A 17,134-nucleotide genomic window follows, 5' to 3' on the forward strand; every position below is an offset into this window, starting at 1 on the left:
GCTTGGGATTGTCCTCGCGCGACAACGGCCACAGCCGCGAGCCGACGCCGCCGCTCATCACAAAACTGACGATCCGTTCGATCATTGGCTGACACCTCTGGCATTTTGAAACATGGCAAGAAGCGCTGCCGCGTAGTCTCGGCGGCGCTTTTGTTGCCGGCTCTGCAGCGCGGCGACATTCTCGCGAACAAAGCGCGGGCGCTGTGCGACTTCCATGAGAAGCTGCGGCAATGCATCCGCGCTGTCTGGTGCGAAGAACAGCGCGTCCGGCGCTTGCTCGCGATGCAGCGGAATGTCGGATAGCAACATCGGCGTGCCCAGCAACTTCGCCTCCTCGACCGTGGTTGACACCCCTCGAAGTGGGAAGGGTTCAGGAGATAGTCCGCCGCACGATCAGGGCGACGACGTCGTCATCGGGAAATTAATCCGAGGTGTCGAAAATTGGCTTCCAAGTCCATCCGTTTCCGCAAGATCCATCAGACGCTTGAACAATGCCGGATCGCGCAGATCCGTGGTGCGCCCTGAGAGAATTATCTGCGGCAAGGAACCCAACCTGTGGTTCTTGTGGACCCAGAACTGGGTTGGGGAGAAAAAGAAGCGCTCGGGCAGACCATGCGCCTGGCGCGCGCCATCGGCACGCGCCAGGATGGGGCCTGGATCGAGATCGATGGTGAAGCGCACGACGGCGGTCTTGTTGCCGAGACCGGATAGAACGTTTGGCAGTCCGCGAGCGCATCCCCGCTCGAGAGCATGATCAAGGATCAAACGATCCTATACTCAAACAAGCTTGTGAAGAAAACTGTATTCTTCACCCGTGGGTGAAACAGAAAAAAGCCCATACCCTAAGGCTTTCAGCTTAGCTATTGCGTCAAGGCTTTTCTGCGCTCCTACGGCGGGGAAACGATGGTGAAACTCCACGAGTAACTGTTTTGGACGAACATCGGTCCTGCCGAGATCCTCGATGACACAATATTCAGCTCCTTCGATATCCATCTTCATCAAGTCGATTCGTTTGTGCCCAAGCTCCCGCATAATGGTAGACAATCTCTTAACCGGCAAAGAGACCGACTGAGCATCCGTCTGCGGACGTTCTAGGATAGTATGGGAGACATGACTGGGATTCTCCGGCGGTTTGAACAATATATCACCGTCGAAATCTGCAAGGCCGTATTCATGAAGCTTGAACTGCACAGGGAAAGCTTGCCCACGCACCCAAGCAATAGACTTTGGCGTTGGGTCAAACGCATGCACGTCCATTCCAAAGCGATGCATGAGCCCAATGTCAAACGATGCATCTTCCCCGACGCCAAAGGAATAGACTATCGATTCCTTATCAAGGATACCCCCAGCGACATCCCAACCGCCGTAGCCAGAACCAAAGCGCTCATATGCACATTTGTAATCGGGGCTGACGAAAAAGTCATGCCCCGCCAAATAGCGGATGGCGCGCCTAGCTGCCCGCAAGCCCATCATTCAGCTTTCCTTAAAGTCTTCAAGACCGCCCTCCCAAGATCGTTGCCATTTCGTGATCGAAGCGGCTGACAGCGAACCGTTTGACCGCAGCTAATGCCGGAGCCTGACGGCGAGTTCCAAAGGCTACTGGGTCGGATAGCTTTTCGCGAAGTAGGTCCCGCAACGCATCCAATATTGCCCCGATTGCCCCGGTCGAACCCACGGATACGAAACGCGCTGGATACTCACCCAGCGTCTCCCGCAGCGCGGGAATGTCCGACACTACTATTGCTCTGCCTGCGCACATGGCTTGAATGATGGCCAGCGGCTGGCACTCACTCCGATACCGAGAGGGAAGAGAGACGACGTCCGCCCCGAGTATCATGGCGTTAGCACTGTCTGGGGCCAATTGCCCGAGGTATTCAAACCAACTTTCTGACTCTAGGGCAGCCAACTGATCACGGGCTCCTTGCTCACTCAGAGTATCATCGCCAATTGGCCTCCCAATCGAAACCAAACGCACAGCATGCCCCTCTTCTGACATCCTATGAACCGCTTCCGCAAGGAGAAAGAACCCTTTGCTACCCATGATGTTGGAATTCCAAAGTACCATTAAGGCCTGCGGTTCACCAACAGCCGTCGGCTTGTGGCTGACACTGGTGCCCACTGACATGCAATAGTTCTCACAAAGGTGAAGCGGTATCTTGATGATCTTGCGCAGTGGTTCTAGCAGGTGCGCCGATGGTACGATGATCTCGCATCGCCTATAGAGCGCTCGCGCCAGCGGCGAATATGGACGCGACGCCAGTAGGTCGACAATGTCAGAGCCATGTGCGTGCACCACAACGCGCGCACCCACCATACTTGCTAGCAGGGCAGGTACGTCGCGCAGAAACCCCCAATGCGAACGCGAGCAGACCAAATAGAGGGTGGTTATCTGCCCGCGAGCTACCGCCGCCCAGAGCCTCAGTACGGCGACGGCCCATGAGATAACCGATCGAAAACCGGACCCAGTATAGACGTACTCCCGCCAGGCAAATTGAGGTTGGTGCTGCACTACACGTGCAGTAACTAACGCCTGCCCTGTGACTCGCGTATAATCTGCAGACCAAAGACCGACGCTTTTAGCAGCAGTCAGCATTCCTGATATTTTCCTCAGTATTGTTTCAAATATATCTCTTCGACCGTGAAGATGTAGTGCAGTATACGATTTAACGCCTGTCACTATCGATCTTCGTGCTGGGAGAGTCGGCAAGAACCTGATCAATTGCCGAACAGAAGCGCTCCGCCATGTCAGCCGCATTGAATGTCACAGCCGTGGTGTAAGCTGCAGAACGCGACATTTCAGTGAGTCGAGTATGATCCGCTAGCAGCTCGGCTATCGTGATTGCCAGAGAACCTGCCTTCCCTTGCTGGAACGTCACACCATTCATGCCACAATTTAATGCCGCAATTTCGGGCATATGTTTCCAGCGATCGTCATGCACGATGGCCGGCAGACCATAACTCAGAGCGTGTATCAAGCTAAGTCCCACGCTGCCTGGGTAAACGAATGCCTTGCACTGATTGGCAATGGCTGCGATCTGCTTCTCATCCACAGTGCCGCCGTGCCATGCGACACGGTCGGCTATTCCGAGATCAGCACATCGCTTGCGCAAACGCGCCTCGTCATGTCCGCTTCCAATGACATCCAAGGTGACTCCCTCACAACTGGGTAATGAGAGCGCCTCAAGTAGAATGTCGATCTCGGCCTTCGGCGTGATTCGACCAATTAGTAAAAGATCCCGCGAGCGATTCTCTACCGAATAAGCCGTCCGAAGACGGACAATTTCGTCAGTTTCAATGCCGTTGTTGAGTCCGAACGCACGCTTTTTCCTCTGATTGCCACCGCCAGCATAATATTCATCAACCTCTTGTTCGGTATAGAACATAATGGAATCCGGCACGCGCATCAGGGCGTAACGGATCGCGGCCCGCCACGGCCGGCTGGTGGCACTCCAGTAGTGCCCCCACCAGATTGTATGCGCGCCCAACAATATGCCCTTGAAGAGCAGGACAATGGTCGAGAGGGTGCGCGGCGCACCGCATATCACCAGTACGTCGCCACGCTTGACCGGCACCGAGCATGCCCCTTGCTGCCACTCCAGACCCAGCGGGAGTGGCCGCAACCGGCCCAAGTCGCGGTGCCAACTAGACCCATCTCCTGTAGATAGAACTCCCAGCTCCCGCTGATTTGAAGCATAAACAACGAGAGATGACCCGAGTTTGCTCGCCATACGGTCAAATAGGGCGCGCCGGTAATTCGGCATAGCAGGTTGGACGATGGTGATGCGTCGTCTCATGTCATCGCCCCGAATGTAATGCCACCAAGCCGTTGTCGTCCAGCCGACGCGGTATGCCGCCAGCAGCCTTTGGCACGCTCGGGGTTGTCATAGGCTCGCACGGCCCACCCGTCCACCATTCCAGACAGATAATCCTGGTGCCGATAACACAGCCGCTCCTGCCCATCACCTCAAAGCAGAGCATCGTCGATCACACTTCAGTCAGGAGGTTGTTCGGCGCGAACAGCAACGCTACCGTTTCTTGACTCATCAAGTTCCGGTTATGGGGGAATTCAAACTATGCGAATTTCGGCTGCACAAAGATTCGGCAATTGGCAATACCGGATACCCAGCATCATGTTTTTCAACACTGTGTTGTGCGTGACATGTCTTTTGACCGGCTCATGGTCCGTGACGGCGCAGACGCGCGCACCGTTCAAGCTTTTCGAGGCTCTGACATTCGCTGACGGTCACCCCGACTTCCATTCGTTCGGTTTCGAGCATCTTACGATCGCGGACCCTCACGTTCTAGGACGCGACATTCCCACTTCAGACCACGTGCAGGAAGCCCTGAAACTGCCGAGGAGCAACAAATATCTCAACATCGACATTGAGATCTGGCCCTTGAGTGGCCCGGACCAAGCTTCGTCCATCGCAAAATACCAGAAGACACTTAGCGCCTTCAGAAAGGCAGATCCGGGCGTCAAGGTCGGCCTCTATAGCGTGTTGCCGGTCCGGGATTATTGGAGAGCGATTGGCGTCCAAGGCCCTGCCGCACTGGACGAATGGAAACAGCAAAACACCGACATCGCTTCCTCCCTCATTCCTCATGTCGATGCGCTCTTCCCCTCCCTATATACATTTTACGATGATAAGGACGGCTGGGTGGCCTATGCGCAAGCCAACCTCAGTGAAGCACGAAGAATCTCGCAAGGAAAACCGGTCTACTGCTTCTTGTGGCCGCAGTTTCACAAGAGTTTACCTGGGAAGAACACGACGCGTCCCTTTCTGCCGGGCGACTACTGGTATACCGAACTGGACACCTGCAGGAGGCTGGCTGACGGGATCGTGATCTGGGGGACGATGCGCGGCGGTCCAAGCTACGGGCCGGAGAAATGGGACGAAAAGGCGGAATGGTGGCAAGCCACACTAAAATTCCTGAGCGAATTTGACAACACGCCGTAGGCGCGAGCGAACGATATTGCAGGACATTTCTGCTCCTTGCGTACCTACGAGGGCAATAGGTCCAGCTATCTAGTGGAATGGCGAGAGCCCCAAGCTGGTCATGGGTGTCACATCGCGCATCGACAGCCAAGCGCACGACGGCGGCCTTGTTGCGCGAGGCCGGATGGAATATCTCGCAATCCGCGAACACATCCCCGCTCGACAGCATTGTGGTGCGATGCCCCGACGTCTGCAGGCGATAGTAGAGGTCTCTGCACCAATAGGCGCGGCGCGGAAACCGACGGCGATCAACGCGCTGAGCGTCGCAAACGGCCGATCGGCTCACTCAGGACCTCGGCGCGGTACCAATCAACATAGTCGGCAATGCCCGTGCTGAGCGGCACCTGCAATTGAAGTCCTTCCGGCACGCCAGAGGGGTCGGAGATCAGGTTCACGGGATCGCCCCGCCGTGATTCTCCAGAAAACGAGAGGCGATGGTTTCCTCCCCACGTCTCCAAAACCATGCTGGAAATCGTGCTGACGGACGCGGGAGCACCCGCCCCGCCATTGTAGATCGCGAAGCGCGGCTCGCCGGCAGGCAAAATGCGATGGATCAGCCGCACGACGTCAGAGACATGATGCCAATCCCGCATTTCCGTCCCCGTACCACCGAGGACGATGTCGGTTTCGCCTTTCGCGAGCCTTCCGCAGAGATCCCAGAGCAATTGCTTGCGTAGTCCTTCGCCATAGACCGAAAAGAGCCGCGCCACAGAGACGGGCTGACCGTAGGCGGCACAATATGACCGACCCAGCTCCTCCACCATGCGTTTGTGATAGCCATAGGGGGAATAGGGATCGAGCGTGGCGTCGACCCTGATCGAACCGACATGCCCGCCGCCGTAGACGGCAGCCGACGATGCAAGAACGACAGGCGCTTCGGGTGCGCGGCGGCGCAGGAAATCGAGGACACAGGCTGCGGAAACAACGCTTTGCTCAAAATCCTTCAGGGGATCGGCGATGGACTGGCCAACCGTCGCGCCACCCGCCAAATGATACACCGCTGCCGGGCGGCCATGCGCCGCCAGAGCCGCATCCATTGTTTCGACGGTTATTCCACCGGCAAAGAATGGGCCGCCCGTCGCCATTGCAAATCCCGGTGCTTCCTTCCGACCGAAACCAATGACATGGCCACCGTTTCGAGCAAGGAAACGAGCGAGATGGCGGCCGATGAAACCGCCGGCACCAGTCACCCAGACAGGCTTTGCTTCTTCTGATTGCGTCAAGAGATCAGCCCTTCGCGTGCTTGTGACAAAGGGCAGAGACCAGGCGACTAGGCCGGCGGTCAAGCGCCGCGGCGACGCTGACGACAGCACTGAAAGGCACAGGCGATGCAACCAGGCGAACAGGCATGGACGACGGACCGAAGATGTTGGCGGGCCTCTCGCGAACCTCGGATGGCGTCATGGGGTCACGATGCGTGGCGGTCCAAGCTACAGGCCGACGAAATGGGATGAAAAAGCGGAGTGATGGCAAGCTACCTAAAATTCCTGAGAGAACCAACCGAGTTCTTTAGCCGCGAACGAACGATAATGATATCGCAGGCATTGTAGGTTCTTACATATCAGACGCATTTCGCTGCGGCGGCAAAGCATATCTAGTTACCTAGCCCCGCTGGGTGCCCCGAACTGGGCATATGAGCGCCCCATCCCGCGTCGACCTGCCCACAAGTCAAATGACCTCATGGCATTGACGCGGAATATCAGGACTGTAACAACAATCCAAAGGGACGCCGAGCCCCATAGCGACCCGGAAAATTGCGCTCCGACGAAGGCTTGCGTGGCCAAAAGCGGCAGCAGCACCAGGCGCCTGTCGGCCAGGAACCTTACCGCCATTGCTATCTTCACGAAAACCCCGACGAATATCGCCATCCCGAGAAGCCCCATGGCTTGAAGGATCTCCACGAACATATTGTGGGGATATCCGAATGGAGGATGCGTCCCATACCCAAACAACGGATTTTGCTGAAACAGTTCCCACGACGACGCAATGAACTCCAGACGTCCCACGTTTGAATTGGTTGCTGCAGTTCCACTCGTCGTCAAATGGAACTTATCGACCAACGGCGTCATGTCAGCGGTCGCCAACACCAATACTATGCCACCGAGCAAAACCCAACCCATGATGATTGTCTTTAATCTTGGACGAAGCATAGGAAACAATGCGACGCAACATAGCATGGCGACAAGTGGGCCGCGCGCGGACGCCAGATACATGGTGAATGCCGAGAGGGCGACTACTGTAAGAATTGCGGATTTTACGATTTTTCCCTGGGGCGTTCTCATCAGAGTGTATGAGGCGATCAGTGCAGTCAGACCAGCGTGACCTATGGAAATGGGGTTCAACCGTTCGAAATAAACTCGATCCGAGTTATCGAACATCACGGCACTGGAGCCACTATACTGAAGCCAAACGATACCCACCACGGTCAGCGCCCCGACAACAAAGACAGCCCATGCCGCATTGATCTCCGACCATCTGTTCGTTGACAGGGCCAGAAAAGCTGTAGGCAGGACCGAAGTGGTCACGGCAAAAACAAGGTTATCCGAGTCCCCATCGACCCGGTAGTCAATGCCAACCTTCGACATGTAGAGTCCGGCGAAACAAAATAACCATGCATCTCCGAATCGCCAGGCCTTTTGCCGGCCTGAAAACAAAAACGACAGCCCACAGAGGAAAACCACCAGAACGCGAAAAGCGATCGAAAGTTTATCATCTGCCGCTGCGGACACCGACGAAAGCACACCGACCAACGGATAGCCGGCAATTGCGAGGGCAAAGCTCCAGGCCCACAAATCCTTGTACAGCGGAACGGGTTTGCTGGCATTCATGATGATGACGGCACCTTTGAAACGGCAACACCGATACCATGTCTCTTCCAGTCGAGACAATGAGACGCCGGCCAGCAATGTGCGTCGGCAGAGCTCTCTCGTGTCATAGCCGCCGCACACAAGGCGTACTCATGGCGATTGAATGCAAAATGAAAAGGTCCGCGGGCTACTTGAGGGTTCACTACATGCCTGCCGCGCCGCGCCTCGGCGGCGCCGGCATCATTGGCTGGTCGTCAAGGGCGCAACCCAGCGGCGCGCCCGCAAGAAAGCAGAGCTGGAAAATCGCGCCGATCAAAGCGCCCTTCCGAATAGCTGCGTCACGAGGGTTCGGTTTTTACGAGTTCCAATACGATCTCTTCGAAAGATCGTGCAAATGCTTTCAGACGCCCAGGCAATTCAAGCTTCGCCTTCTTCATTCTTTCACGGTCTAGATCCGGCGAATATGTATCAAGAACATGAAGCATTCGATCGTACAGGTCGGCAGGAGAATCCGGATCGAAATAAGTTGCGTGCTCCGGAGCCTGTTCCCTGTGAACTGGGATATCAGATAGAATGACCGTCTTGCCAAGGGACTTTGCTTCCTCGACAGTGGTACTCCACCCCTCGAAATATGAAGGGTTAATAACACCGACCGAGTACTTCATCAACGCCGCAAGATCTGCATAAGGCACTATCCCCAGCATCTTGAAGTTTTCAATACAACCCGCCTCGCGGCTGCGTTGAATTAACATCTCGATGTGGCGAGGGTTTCTACGGTCTTTCATGTTGCCAGTTGCGACAACCGTAATGTTTCGCCCGCGTGACCGTGCAACACCCAGAGCATCGATTATTACCGCGTGATTTTTGTGCGCCCAGAACTGGTTTGGAACATGAAGGTAAGGTCCATCGATCCCATACCGTCGCAGCAAGTACTCCATGGGCTCCCCGCCTTGCTCAAAGCCACCTACATCCGAGACAAAGCGCAAAACACGTATTTTTTTGGCTACCGAAGGGCGGAAGGCCAAAAAATCCCGCTTTGCGTCTTCACTGCTTACGATTACAGCTGTGCTGGCGTCAGCGGATCTCGCAATTGACTTATCTCGCCAGTTGCGTTCTTCCTCGGAGAAGAAATTCGGTAGGCGAATATGCTGAAAGTCGGCTATCCAGCCAATCGACGGCCTGATCGAATTTTTTCCCAGCGGGCTAAAATGAGACAGAACATCGACGTCGTGGCGTGTGAGGAGCCTCTCCATCATTACGTCCCTACCAGAAAGTCTATAGATAACCTTTCTAATTAGATTGATATTACCATTTGGATCGACAATCTTACTTGATATTTTCTCAACGTTGTTTAACTCTTTCGTGATATATTCAGGAAGGGCGCCGCCTGTAATTACAACAGGCTGCATTGTGCTGAATTTCAGCAGCGCAGCCAACAGGTTACGCATATAATTTGCCCCGCCTATCCAGCCATCCCCTCCGTCATTCACCACAAATCCAACGCGAATCATCGAGCGCAATCCTGAAACCGTCGGGCGTAAGAGCGAACGCCGTCCTGCCATGCATGCCGCGGCTGCCAATCCCGCTCTCGAGCCTTGATTCCGTCGGCCTGATAGTGTTGAGGACCCCCAGGCCGAGCCGCACCGGAGAATTGGGGGCGGGATGATCCGTGCGGGTCGTCAGCAATGGTGTTTACGACATCGCGTATAACCGGTGCTGTTCCTCCATTCGCGGCGGAGAAGTCGTGCGTGGAGTGTCCTGCAGCAATGATGAGAAGCGTTGCCGCAACGTGTCGGTCCACAAAACTATAACCGCCAGCAATGAGTGCCCTTTGCGCCACGAATTAGGCTTTGCGGGCGACAAAGGAATAGAGCCGCCCTGGACCGCGTGTTACGGCGCCTGCCAAGGGCAATGCAAAATCCGGTATTATTGCAGGCCATGGTAACCGCAATTTCTTGGACCACCGCCGCTTGAGGTCAAGTGGCGTGTCTGGAAACAGATTTATGTCACTTTGGAATGGGTTAAGAACATGGCTCAATGTAAGCCCAGCCTGTGTAAGGGCAAAAATGTATTCTGACTTGCGATATGCCTTTTCGCCACCGTAGAGATGGTGCAGTGGATGCCCTCGAAGAAACACATCCAGGTCCTTGTCGTTCGAGATTACATGTTCTCGTGCTGCGAGCATTAGCCCGCCACTCCGGAGAACCCTGCCAGCCTCCGCACAGAGTCGATTGAGATCTCTCGCGTGGTGCAGCACTGCCCGACAGTATACCAAGTCGAAACTCGCATCGTCGAACGGTAGCTTTTCCCCCCAGTCCGTCACCACATCTATCGGCAGGTTGGCCTCACGCGCCAATCGGAAAACGGCTCCAGCCCCGACTTCAGGGCTCGGGTCCGGCTCGAGAGCCGTCACCTGCCATCCATCCTTCGCCAGCGCAAACGATGAAATACCTCGTCCAGCCCCTATGTCCAATGCCCTGCCTCTTCGACCAGAAAGTATTCTTTGTGTCTCATGCCACTCTGTTGTCGAATAAAAGCGCTCGGCAGACTGCAGTATCGGATCGTCGTAAAAGCAGGCCTCGACTAACCTAGCTTTGTCCGGCTGAGACTTCAACCAAGACACGGCCTCTTCCCAAGTCATCATATCATTGTTGGTCATGCGGAAACCTCTTTATCAACTTCGCTGGGTTGCCAGCTACAAGCGTGTAGGGCTCTATAGACCGTGTCACCAGACTACCTGCGCCGACTACCGCACCTTCACCGATACTGACTCCTTTGAGTATTATCGAGTTGAAGCCGATCCATACTCTGTCAGCGATCGCAACCCTTTTGATTTTTACATTCTTCCAATCTTTTTTCCCATCGTACCACTGACTTACATCTTCTTTCCGCTCTTCCCATGTGGGCGAGTGTGAATCGTGATCAACGATCGTGCACCCCCAGGAGATAAGCACATCATTGCCTATGGAGATTTCCTCGGCACATACGAGGCGCGAACTTCCGACAAACGTGTTGCTGCCGACGCGAACAATCGCACCGGGCCGATCTGCCGAGATAGAGGCCTGGAAAATTGAGCGTTCCCCGATTGAAAGTACGGCAGGCGGTTGTCCTCCAAGTGCTCGAAACTGAACACGCGCGCCGGCACCAATGTTAACTTCACATCTGCGGCGATAGTTTGCTTCGGCCATTCGTTCGGCCAAAAATCGAAGCTGCCCACGCATATACCCGCTCATTTTACGACCATCAGTATTCTTTTTCTAAACACGTAACATGGAAGCAGGGTAAGCGCCGCGTAGCTCACTATCGTAGCCCAGACAGAGCCCGCGATTCCAATCTCATGGACAAACACGATTTTTAATGTGACGGCCATCAGTGCCGTCGCGACGGCGACTGCAACTTGGAATCCGACTATACGCGCGCCGTTCAAGAACATGGCCAGCGCCAAACCGGCCGCCTCGAGCACTTTCCAAAGCCCGAGACCGAGAAGCAGAAAGAGCGGCGCAGAAACCGCATGACCAACCCACAATTTCAAAAGCCAAGGAGCGGTCGGGACCAGGATCAGCGCCGCGATTGCGGCGGCGGCCGCGGCAATCGACATGGAGAGCTTCAATGTCCTTAGCGCCCATTCGCGGTCTCCACGTGCAATCGCCTCACCATGAGCTGCCCAGAGTGGCCCAACTCCCATAGCCAGAACACTGCCGATAAGCGAAAATAGCTTCTCGGGGACCGCATAGCCCGTAACGGCGGAGGCCCCCAGTATTTGGGCTATGATAATGCTGTCCGACATGTAGGTGGCCGCAGCCACGAGTTGTAACGTGAGAAACAACAAGCCGGTGCTGCCGATGGCCCGCAGAGCCGCCCTCGTTACCGATCTATATGAAGGTGCAATGTCCCCTTCAAGCACACCAAAGAAGAACAATCCGTTCGCCACGCTTACTACCAGCGGGCCTCCGACATAGGCGAGTATCAAAATGGGGAGCGGTGCCTCTTGCCTTATCGCGAACAGAACACAACCGAGACCAAGGATACTTGATCCGCATTGCCAAAGGCTTGCCATATAGCCTTGTTGCAAGCCCAGTTGCGTTCGCTGCACCACGCCAAGCGGAACAGCGGCAGCGAAGCAGCAAATCAATGTCGCGACAGACGGCGCCACTTCGCTGCGCGCCAAGTCCGACTGGACATTGAACAATCGATACCAGGGAACCAGTGAATAGGTTACGGCGAGCATACACAGGATCGCCACCGCTATAAGTGAGAGGACAAAGTAAGCGCTAGAAACCAATTTCTTGATAGCTGCCCGATCGTCGCGACCATTGGCGGCAGCCACGGCAGATAACAATCCATTTCCAAGTCCGAAATCGGCAAACGAGAGAAAGGCAACGAGCGAACTCATTGTCATCCACATGCCGAAACGCTCTGGCCCAAGATAGTTGAGCGTCAACGGGACCGAGATTAAAGCCGTGCCTACTGACGTCACCTTTGCGAGCGCAGATGCAACAGCGCTCCGCGCGATCCGTCGCCTTCTCCCGGCTGCCCTGTTTCGAGCCTCGGTGGAGCCTTCCTCGATAATGCCATCCGGGCTCTCATCGAGCCTCTGGGCACCGACCTCGATCTGCTTGTCCATCTTCACCTGCGGAGCCGCCTCGATGAAGCCTCGAGCGGAACGAGTAGCGAGCTGCTGGCGGAGCCCTGTGTCACATCATCGCGCGAATTTAGCCCGAGATTCCTGTGTTCTGCCGTCATCGGTGCGGCTCAGCCTTACTGCTTGTTGCTTCGGCAAAGTCATTGTCACGATTTTCAAGTGCGGCACGCAAACGTGCCACCGATTGGTCTCTGCATGTCATTGCTATGTCGTCGGACTGCGGCAGCGCTTCGCCTTGGCCGATTTTTTTGAGAAGTGCCACGCCCTCTTCAACATCATCGAACGCGCAACGATGAACCGGATATTTGAGGTGCGACGCAATGATGTCGACATATGATCCTTGCCGCACAATGACTTGTTTGCGAAGCTGTATGGCGCGGCCGAACAGTCCAGAAGATGAATCGTAGGACGGGTGGTAACAAGCCCACAGGCACGTAGCACACCGCTTTGCAGAGACAACCTCGTCATCGGTCAGATAACGGTCGATCACCAGGCCGCCGGCCTCGCTCACCAGCTTTGCGGACCGCCTCTGATCTTCCGGGACCTTACCCGCAACGACAATCATTAGCTGGTCGGTAATAGCAGGCGCAGTTCGCAGGATTTCGGCCATGAACGGAAATCCTTTAAAGAAGGACGGTCCGCCAAGAAACAGGAGGATGGGGCGACCGTGAGCCTGCCGTTTCACGTCCTGCGCGAGAGCGCTGTCGGGCCAATCGGCGTTCTCGATTCTTTTGTCAAAATCCCAAAACTGCGGATCGTAAATCCAGTCGTCTGCCACGCTCGCGAACCGTTGATCGAGATAGAAGGGCAGGATCGAGAGCAAGGTCACACTTCGTAGCCGCTTGAAAAGACGAAAAGCGTAGCGTCGCACCGTCGTTTTAATGAAGCCCCCGATAAAGCAGAGCCTCGGACTCATGAAGATCGCGACCGTGCGGCGACCGAGGACGGCGCGCAATATGGCCACGACAAAAAAGAACGCAGTGTCGTCCTCAAGCGTGGCAAACAGCACTGAGTCCGCGGCCAGAAGCGTCCTCAAAGTCGAAACGCCGCGAGGTTCGATCAGTCGAGTGAGCCCTGTGACACCAGACAAAGTCTCGACATAAGACTCGCGATGCCCAACGGGCGAGCCCACGGTGACGTAGCCTCGCGTGACTACTTCCTCCATAGAGGGTGGGGGGCTCGACCTGTCTTTGGCGCCTGGCCCAGCATCCAACCTGCCGTGCTTGCTCTGACACAAGGTCATCGATTATTCCCCAACCGGCCGTCTTAAAGTCGATGGTCGAGACCATGTCGTCCCGGAAAGCAGCGTTGAAGATCAAATTTCCCGTCCCAAATCGCCGGCATGCCACCAAGATAGACTGCCCACATGGAAAACGTCGAGCGGGAGGCAACCACCACGCGCGCCCGTGACAGGTTGTGTATTGCGGTCAGCGCATTACTGCTTGGATCAATCATAGGATCCCGCATACCCAGTTCGCGCGTGACGAGGTCCACATTGCCATCCGTGAAAAGTGTAATTCGCGGCGTCGCAATGCCAAGGAGCCGCCGGGCCTCTTCGAGCGCGGCCCGATACCAAGAGAAGGGCAGCCGGACATTGTTGCCCCCCTGATCGTTAGTGGACTGTGCGAAATCACCGAGCCGGACGTGGAGCCCGATGTCATAGGCGTCGTCCATTGCTCCGGCTCTGCGGACCGTATCCTGGAGCCAGGCCGACACGATTTCGCTGTGACCAGAGAGGTCATGAAAATAGCGCTTTAGGCCCGAATATCGCACCGCAACGCCGGTCTCGCCCCGATAGGCATCTTCGTCGACCTTCGAGCACCACTGGGCTTTTGCCCAATCGCGCCACTCATCACCCGTGCGGCTGCGCATCACGCTACCATACGTTCGCGTGTCCCGTTCGCCGCGGAGGTACGTTCCAAATTTGAGCTGTCTCAGAGTAGGATGAACGAACGCGCCGCCGTGAACCTTCTGCCCGATCAAAGCGCGAGCGATCGGAAAGAGAAGATTGCCCAGGCCCGGGCCGGGTGAGCGGATGACACCGACATCCCACCGGCTAAGAACCGGCAGATGCCACGGTCCTCCTGTGGTCAATTCATTGTTGGACGCCAATCTAGTCAAGCTTTCGGACGGCCAAAAACTGATCGTTGAGTACGGAAAGTCTCCATTGTGTTTCCGGCAGCAGGATTTCCAATTTTTGGATCACTTCCGACTTCCTTGGCCAGCCCGGCTCGACGCCAAACAGTCGGAAATCGTCGACCACAACCGCAACAAATTTTGAAATGAAAGGGGCAATGAGATCGAGTTCCTTCAGCACCGGCTCCGGCTCGTCGCCCTGTCCCGTTTCGCCTCCGCTGAAATGACCATCCAGAAAGATGAGCGCCTTGTTCACCCGCGCGGCTATTCCTGGTAGCAGCTTTGCGCCGTCGCCGAGCACTAATTCCACGTTCTTTCGTCCTGCACAGCGCTTACTGGCCTGACGGTACAATGCTTCGTCAATCTCGACCGAGATCACCTTCTCAAACAGGTAAGACATCCGTTTTGTCGTGACTCCTTTATAGGAGCCAATTTCCACCGCAGTCGTCGCGCCAGTCATGTCCCTGCAGGTTTTCATATTGTGCAACTTCGTCAGCGAATGCGGGACAAACTGTCGGTTGCGCAGTTTTGCAACGACGTCGAGAACATAGCCTCCGATCGGCTCCAGAACGCTTTTTGGGTCATTCATAAGACGGGTTCTTCATGCTTGATCTATCGCCTTTCGACAAAAATTGACCTATTTTGCGCATCGGCTTCACAACAAGCGCATAGTCGACAGGCCCGGATCCGAGCCAACGGCGCCTGGAACGCAGCGCTTCCAGATTGTGCCCGATGTGGGAGCGGAAGCTCCTCGTGCTCGCCCCTCCCATCATCATGTCCACAAGAACCTGATCCATTGTCGCGATCCGGAACCCGTAGAGTTCCACCGCCCTCAACATCCAATCGTAGTCGGATGAGACTTTGAGCGCCAAATCGAATGACCCAACCTTTTCGGCAACGCCACGTCGAACATAGAAGGTCGGGTGAGCAGGCATCCAACCCGACCGGAAGCCGTGTCGAGGTCTTGGTTCTGCCCGCCAGCGGCGAACCACCCGCTTCCTCTCGTGATTGTCCACAAAATTGAGATGGCCGTGAACGATATCGGCTTCAGCAAGCGCCTCGCTGATCTTGCCGAGCACGGAAGCGTCATGAAACGCATCGTCTGCGTTAAGAGCCCCTATTGCTTCGCCGCTGCAAAGTGCAAGCCCCTTGTTCAGCGCGTCATACATGCCGCGGTCCGGCTCGCTGATGACTTGAAGTCGCTGATCGGAATAAGAGCGAACAATAGAGACCGTTTCGTCGGTCGAGGCTCCGTCGACAACGATCAACTCCTTTTCCTGGTGATCCTGGGCAAAGAAACTGTCGAGCGTATGACGGATTGTTGCCGCCGAGTTCCAGCAGACCGTCAGAACCGAGATCCTCATGCCGGGCCGACTCGCTATCGTGCCGCCTTGCGACCGTGCTCTTCGTCAAGCCGGCGATGCTCGTATTCGCGCGCCACCAGTTTAAGGTCGGCCTGAACCATCTCGCGGACCATCTCGCCAAGTGATGTCGTCGCCTTCCAGCCAAGCGCACGTTCGGCCTTCGAGGGGTCGCCCAGCAGCAGGTCGACTTCGGTCGGCCGGAAGTAGCGTGGATCAACCTCCACCAATATCCTGCCGGTCTTCGTATCGACACCCTTTTCGTCGACTCCGGAGCCGTTCCATTGAATGCGAACCCCCACCTCGGCGAAGGCGAGTTCCACAAATTTTCGAACGGAATTTTTTACCCCTGTCGCCAAAACATAGTCGTCAGCAACATCCTGCTGGAGAATTCTCCACATGCCCTCGACATAGTCGCGCGCATGCCCCCAATCGCGCTCGGCGGACAGATTGCCGAGATAGAGCTTGTCCTGAAGGCCGAGGCTGATGGCGGCGGCGGCTCGGGTGATCTTGCGAGTCACGAATGTTTCACCACGCAGCGGGCTTTCGTGGTTGAAAAGAATTCCGTTGGAAGCGTGAATACCATAGGCTTCGCGATAGTTTACCGTGATCCAGTATCCATAGATTTTAGCCGCGGCATAAGGCGACCGAGGGTAAAAAGGCGTCGTTTCCTTTTGTGGGACCTCCTGCACCTTGCCGTAGAGCTCGGAAGTCGATGCTTGGTAGAAACGCGTCTTTTGCGTGAGACCAAGCAGCCGGATAGCCTCCAGAAGGCGCAATGTGCCAATCGCGTCCGCGTTCGCGGTATATTCCGCGGTCTCGAAACTCACCTGAACATGGGACTGCGCGGCGAGATTGTAAATCTCGTCCGGCTGCACTTCCTGAATGATACGGATCAAGTTTGTTGCATCGGTCATGTCGCCATAGTGCAACGAAAAATTGACGCCGGCTTCGTGTGGGTCCTGGTAGAGATGATCGATACGGCCCGTATTGAAAGACGACGAACGCCGCTTGATGCCGTGGACTGCATATCCCTTGGCGAGCAGGAGGTCGGCGAGATAGGCACCATCCTGTCCGGTGATGCCTGTAATTAGCGCGGTTTTTCGGCTCATTTCATACCCTTCAGCAGCTTCAAAAACATCACGGCCAGGCATTTTCCCGGCACTATGTTCGACAGATAAACTTTGATGG

At 55.7% G+C, this 17,134-nt stretch carries 18 protein-coding genes; 1 reads left to right on the forward strand and 17 read right to left on the reverse strand.

Features of this window, described 5'->3' with window-relative positions; translation table 11 throughout:
* The 6 genes from NKH33_RS33345 to NKH33_RS30855 form a co-directional block, all read right to left on the reverse strand.
* On the reverse strand, positions 1 to 85 hold an 85-nt coding region (locus tag NKH33_RS33345), incomplete at its 3' end, for a sugar phosphate nucleotidyltransferase (protein WP_502906784.1).
* A complete protein-coding gene (locus NKH33_RS30835) occupies positions 82 to 324 on the reverse strand; it encodes a hypothetical protein (RefSeq protein ID WP_352923143.1) in 243 nt (80 codons plus the stop codon). The genes NKH33_RS30835 and NKH33_RS33345, both read right to left, overlap by 4 nt.
* A 69-nt stretch (positions 325 to 393) precedes the next feature.
* Positions 394 to 681 (reverse strand): hypothetical protein, encoded by a 288-nt coding sequence (locus NKH33_RS30840; RefSeq protein WP_352923146.1) that lies wholly within the window; start codon positions 679 to 681, stop codon positions 394 to 396.
* 96 nt (positions 682 to 777) lie between these two features.
* Entirely contained in the window at positions 778 to 1,473 is a 696-nt protein-coding gene (locus tag NKH33_RS30845; RefSeq protein ID WP_352503761.1) for an FkbM family methyltransferase, read from the reverse strand.
* Positions 1,474 to 1,492: 19 nt separating this feature from the next.
* On the reverse strand, positions 1,493 to 2,755 hold the full coding sequence (locus tag NKH33_RS30850; RefSeq protein WP_352923149.1) for a glycosyltransferase: 1,263 nt from the start codon (positions 2,753 to 2,755) through the stop codon (positions 1,493 to 1,495).
* Positions 2,664 to 3,794, reverse strand: a complete 1,131-nt coding sequence (locus tag NKH33_RS30855) for a glycosyltransferase (protein WP_352923152.1) — start codon at positions 3,792 to 3,794, stop codon at positions 2,664 to 2,666. The genes NKH33_RS30850 and NKH33_RS30855 overlap by 92 nt, the downstream gene beginning before the upstream one ends.
* A gap of 336 nt (positions 3,795 to 4,130) precedes the next feature.
* On the opposite strand from NKH33_RS30855, the gene NKH33_RS30860 reads away from it, so the two are divergent.
* Positions 4,131 to 4,958, forward strand: a complete 828-nt coding sequence (locus tag NKH33_RS30860; RefSeq protein ID WP_352923155.1) for a hypothetical protein — start codon at positions 4,131 to 4,133, stop codon at positions 4,956 to 4,958.
* 287 nt (positions 4,959 to 5,245) lie between these two features.
* Here NKH33_RS30860 and NKH33_RS30865 read toward each other — a convergent pair whose 3' ends face one another.
* The 11 genes from NKH33_RS30865 to gmd all read right to left on the reverse strand — a co-directional run bounded on the left by NKH33_RS30865 (position 5,246) and on the right by gmd (position 17,097).
* Positions 5,246 to 6,220, reverse strand: coding sequence for an NAD-dependent epimerase/dehydratase family protein (locus NKH33_RS30865; protein WP_352923158.1), 975 nt, complete (start codon positions 6,218 to 6,220; stop codon positions 5,246 to 5,248).
* A gap of 375 nt (positions 6,221 to 6,595) precedes the next feature.
* A complete protein-coding gene (locus NKH33_RS30870; protein ID WP_352923161.1) occupies positions 6,596 to 7,825 on the reverse strand; it encodes an O-antigen ligase family protein in 1,230 nt (409 codons plus the stop codon).
* Between the two features lie 317 nt (positions 7,826 to 8,142).
* Positions 8,143 to 9,315 (reverse strand): glycosyltransferase family 4 protein, encoded by a 1,173-nt coding sequence (locus NKH33_RS30875; protein ID WP_352923164.1) that lies wholly within the window; start codon positions 9,313 to 9,315, stop codon positions 8,143 to 8,145.
* 332 nt (positions 9,316 to 9,647) lie between these two features.
* Complete coding sequence (locus tag NKH33_RS30880; protein ID WP_352923167.1) at positions 9,648 to 10,463, reverse strand: class I SAM-dependent methyltransferase; 816 nt, start codon at positions 10,461 to 10,463, stop codon at positions 9,648 to 9,650.
* Positions 10,450 to 10,992 (reverse strand): acyltransferase, encoded by a 543-nt coding sequence (locus NKH33_RS30885; RefSeq protein WP_352923170.1) that lies wholly within the window; start codon positions 10,990 to 10,992, stop codon positions 10,450 to 10,452. The genes NKH33_RS30880 and NKH33_RS30885 overlap by 14 nt, the downstream gene beginning before the upstream one ends.
* Before the next feature lie 41 nt (positions 10,993 to 11,033).
* Positions 11,034 to 12,428: a lipopolysaccharide biosynthesis protein gene (locus NKH33_RS30890; protein WP_352923173.1), complete on the reverse strand. Its 1,395-nt coding sequence runs from the start codon at positions 12,426 to 12,428 to the stop codon at positions 11,034 to 11,036.
* Between the two features lie 115 nt (positions 12,429 to 12,543).
* The gene (locus NKH33_RS30895; protein WP_352923176.1) at positions 12,544 to 13,578 is read right to left on the reverse strand and encodes a hypothetical protein; all 1,035 of its coding nucleotides are present in this window, start codon (positions 13,576 to 13,578) and stop codon (positions 12,544 to 12,546) included.
* Positions 13,579 to 13,712: 134 nt separating this feature from the next.
* Positions 13,713 to 14,558, reverse strand: a complete 846-nt coding sequence (locus NKH33_RS30900; protein ID WP_352923179.1) for an O-fucosyltransferase family protein — start codon at positions 14,556 to 14,558, stop codon at positions 13,713 to 13,715.
* Position 14,559: 1 nt separating this feature from the next.
* Positions 14,560 to 15,171, reverse strand: coding sequence for an rRNA adenine N-6-methyltransferase family protein (locus NKH33_RS30905; protein ID WP_352503750.1), 612 nt, complete (start codon positions 15,169 to 15,171; stop codon positions 14,560 to 14,562).
* A complete protein-coding gene (locus tag NKH33_RS30910) occupies positions 15,164 to 15,946 on the reverse strand; it encodes a glycosyltransferase family 2 protein (RefSeq protein WP_352503749.1) in 783 nt (260 codons plus the stop codon). The genes NKH33_RS30905 and NKH33_RS30910 overlap by 8 nt, the downstream gene beginning before the upstream one ends.
* Positions 15,947 to 15,960: 14 nt before the next feature.
* On the reverse strand, positions 15,961 to 17,097 hold the full coding sequence (gene gmd, locus NKH33_RS30915; RefSeq protein WP_502902757.1) for a GDP-mannose 4,6-dehydratase: 1,137 nt from the start codon (positions 17,095 to 17,097) through the stop codon (positions 15,961 to 15,963).
* Between the last annotated feature and the right edge of the window lie 37 nt (positions 17,098 to 17,134).

Source organism: Mesorhizobium sp. M1182 (assembly GCF_040318335.1).
Taxonomy (GTDB): Bacteria; Pseudomonadota; Alphaproteobacteria; order Rhizobiales; family Rhizobiaceae; genus Mesorhizobium.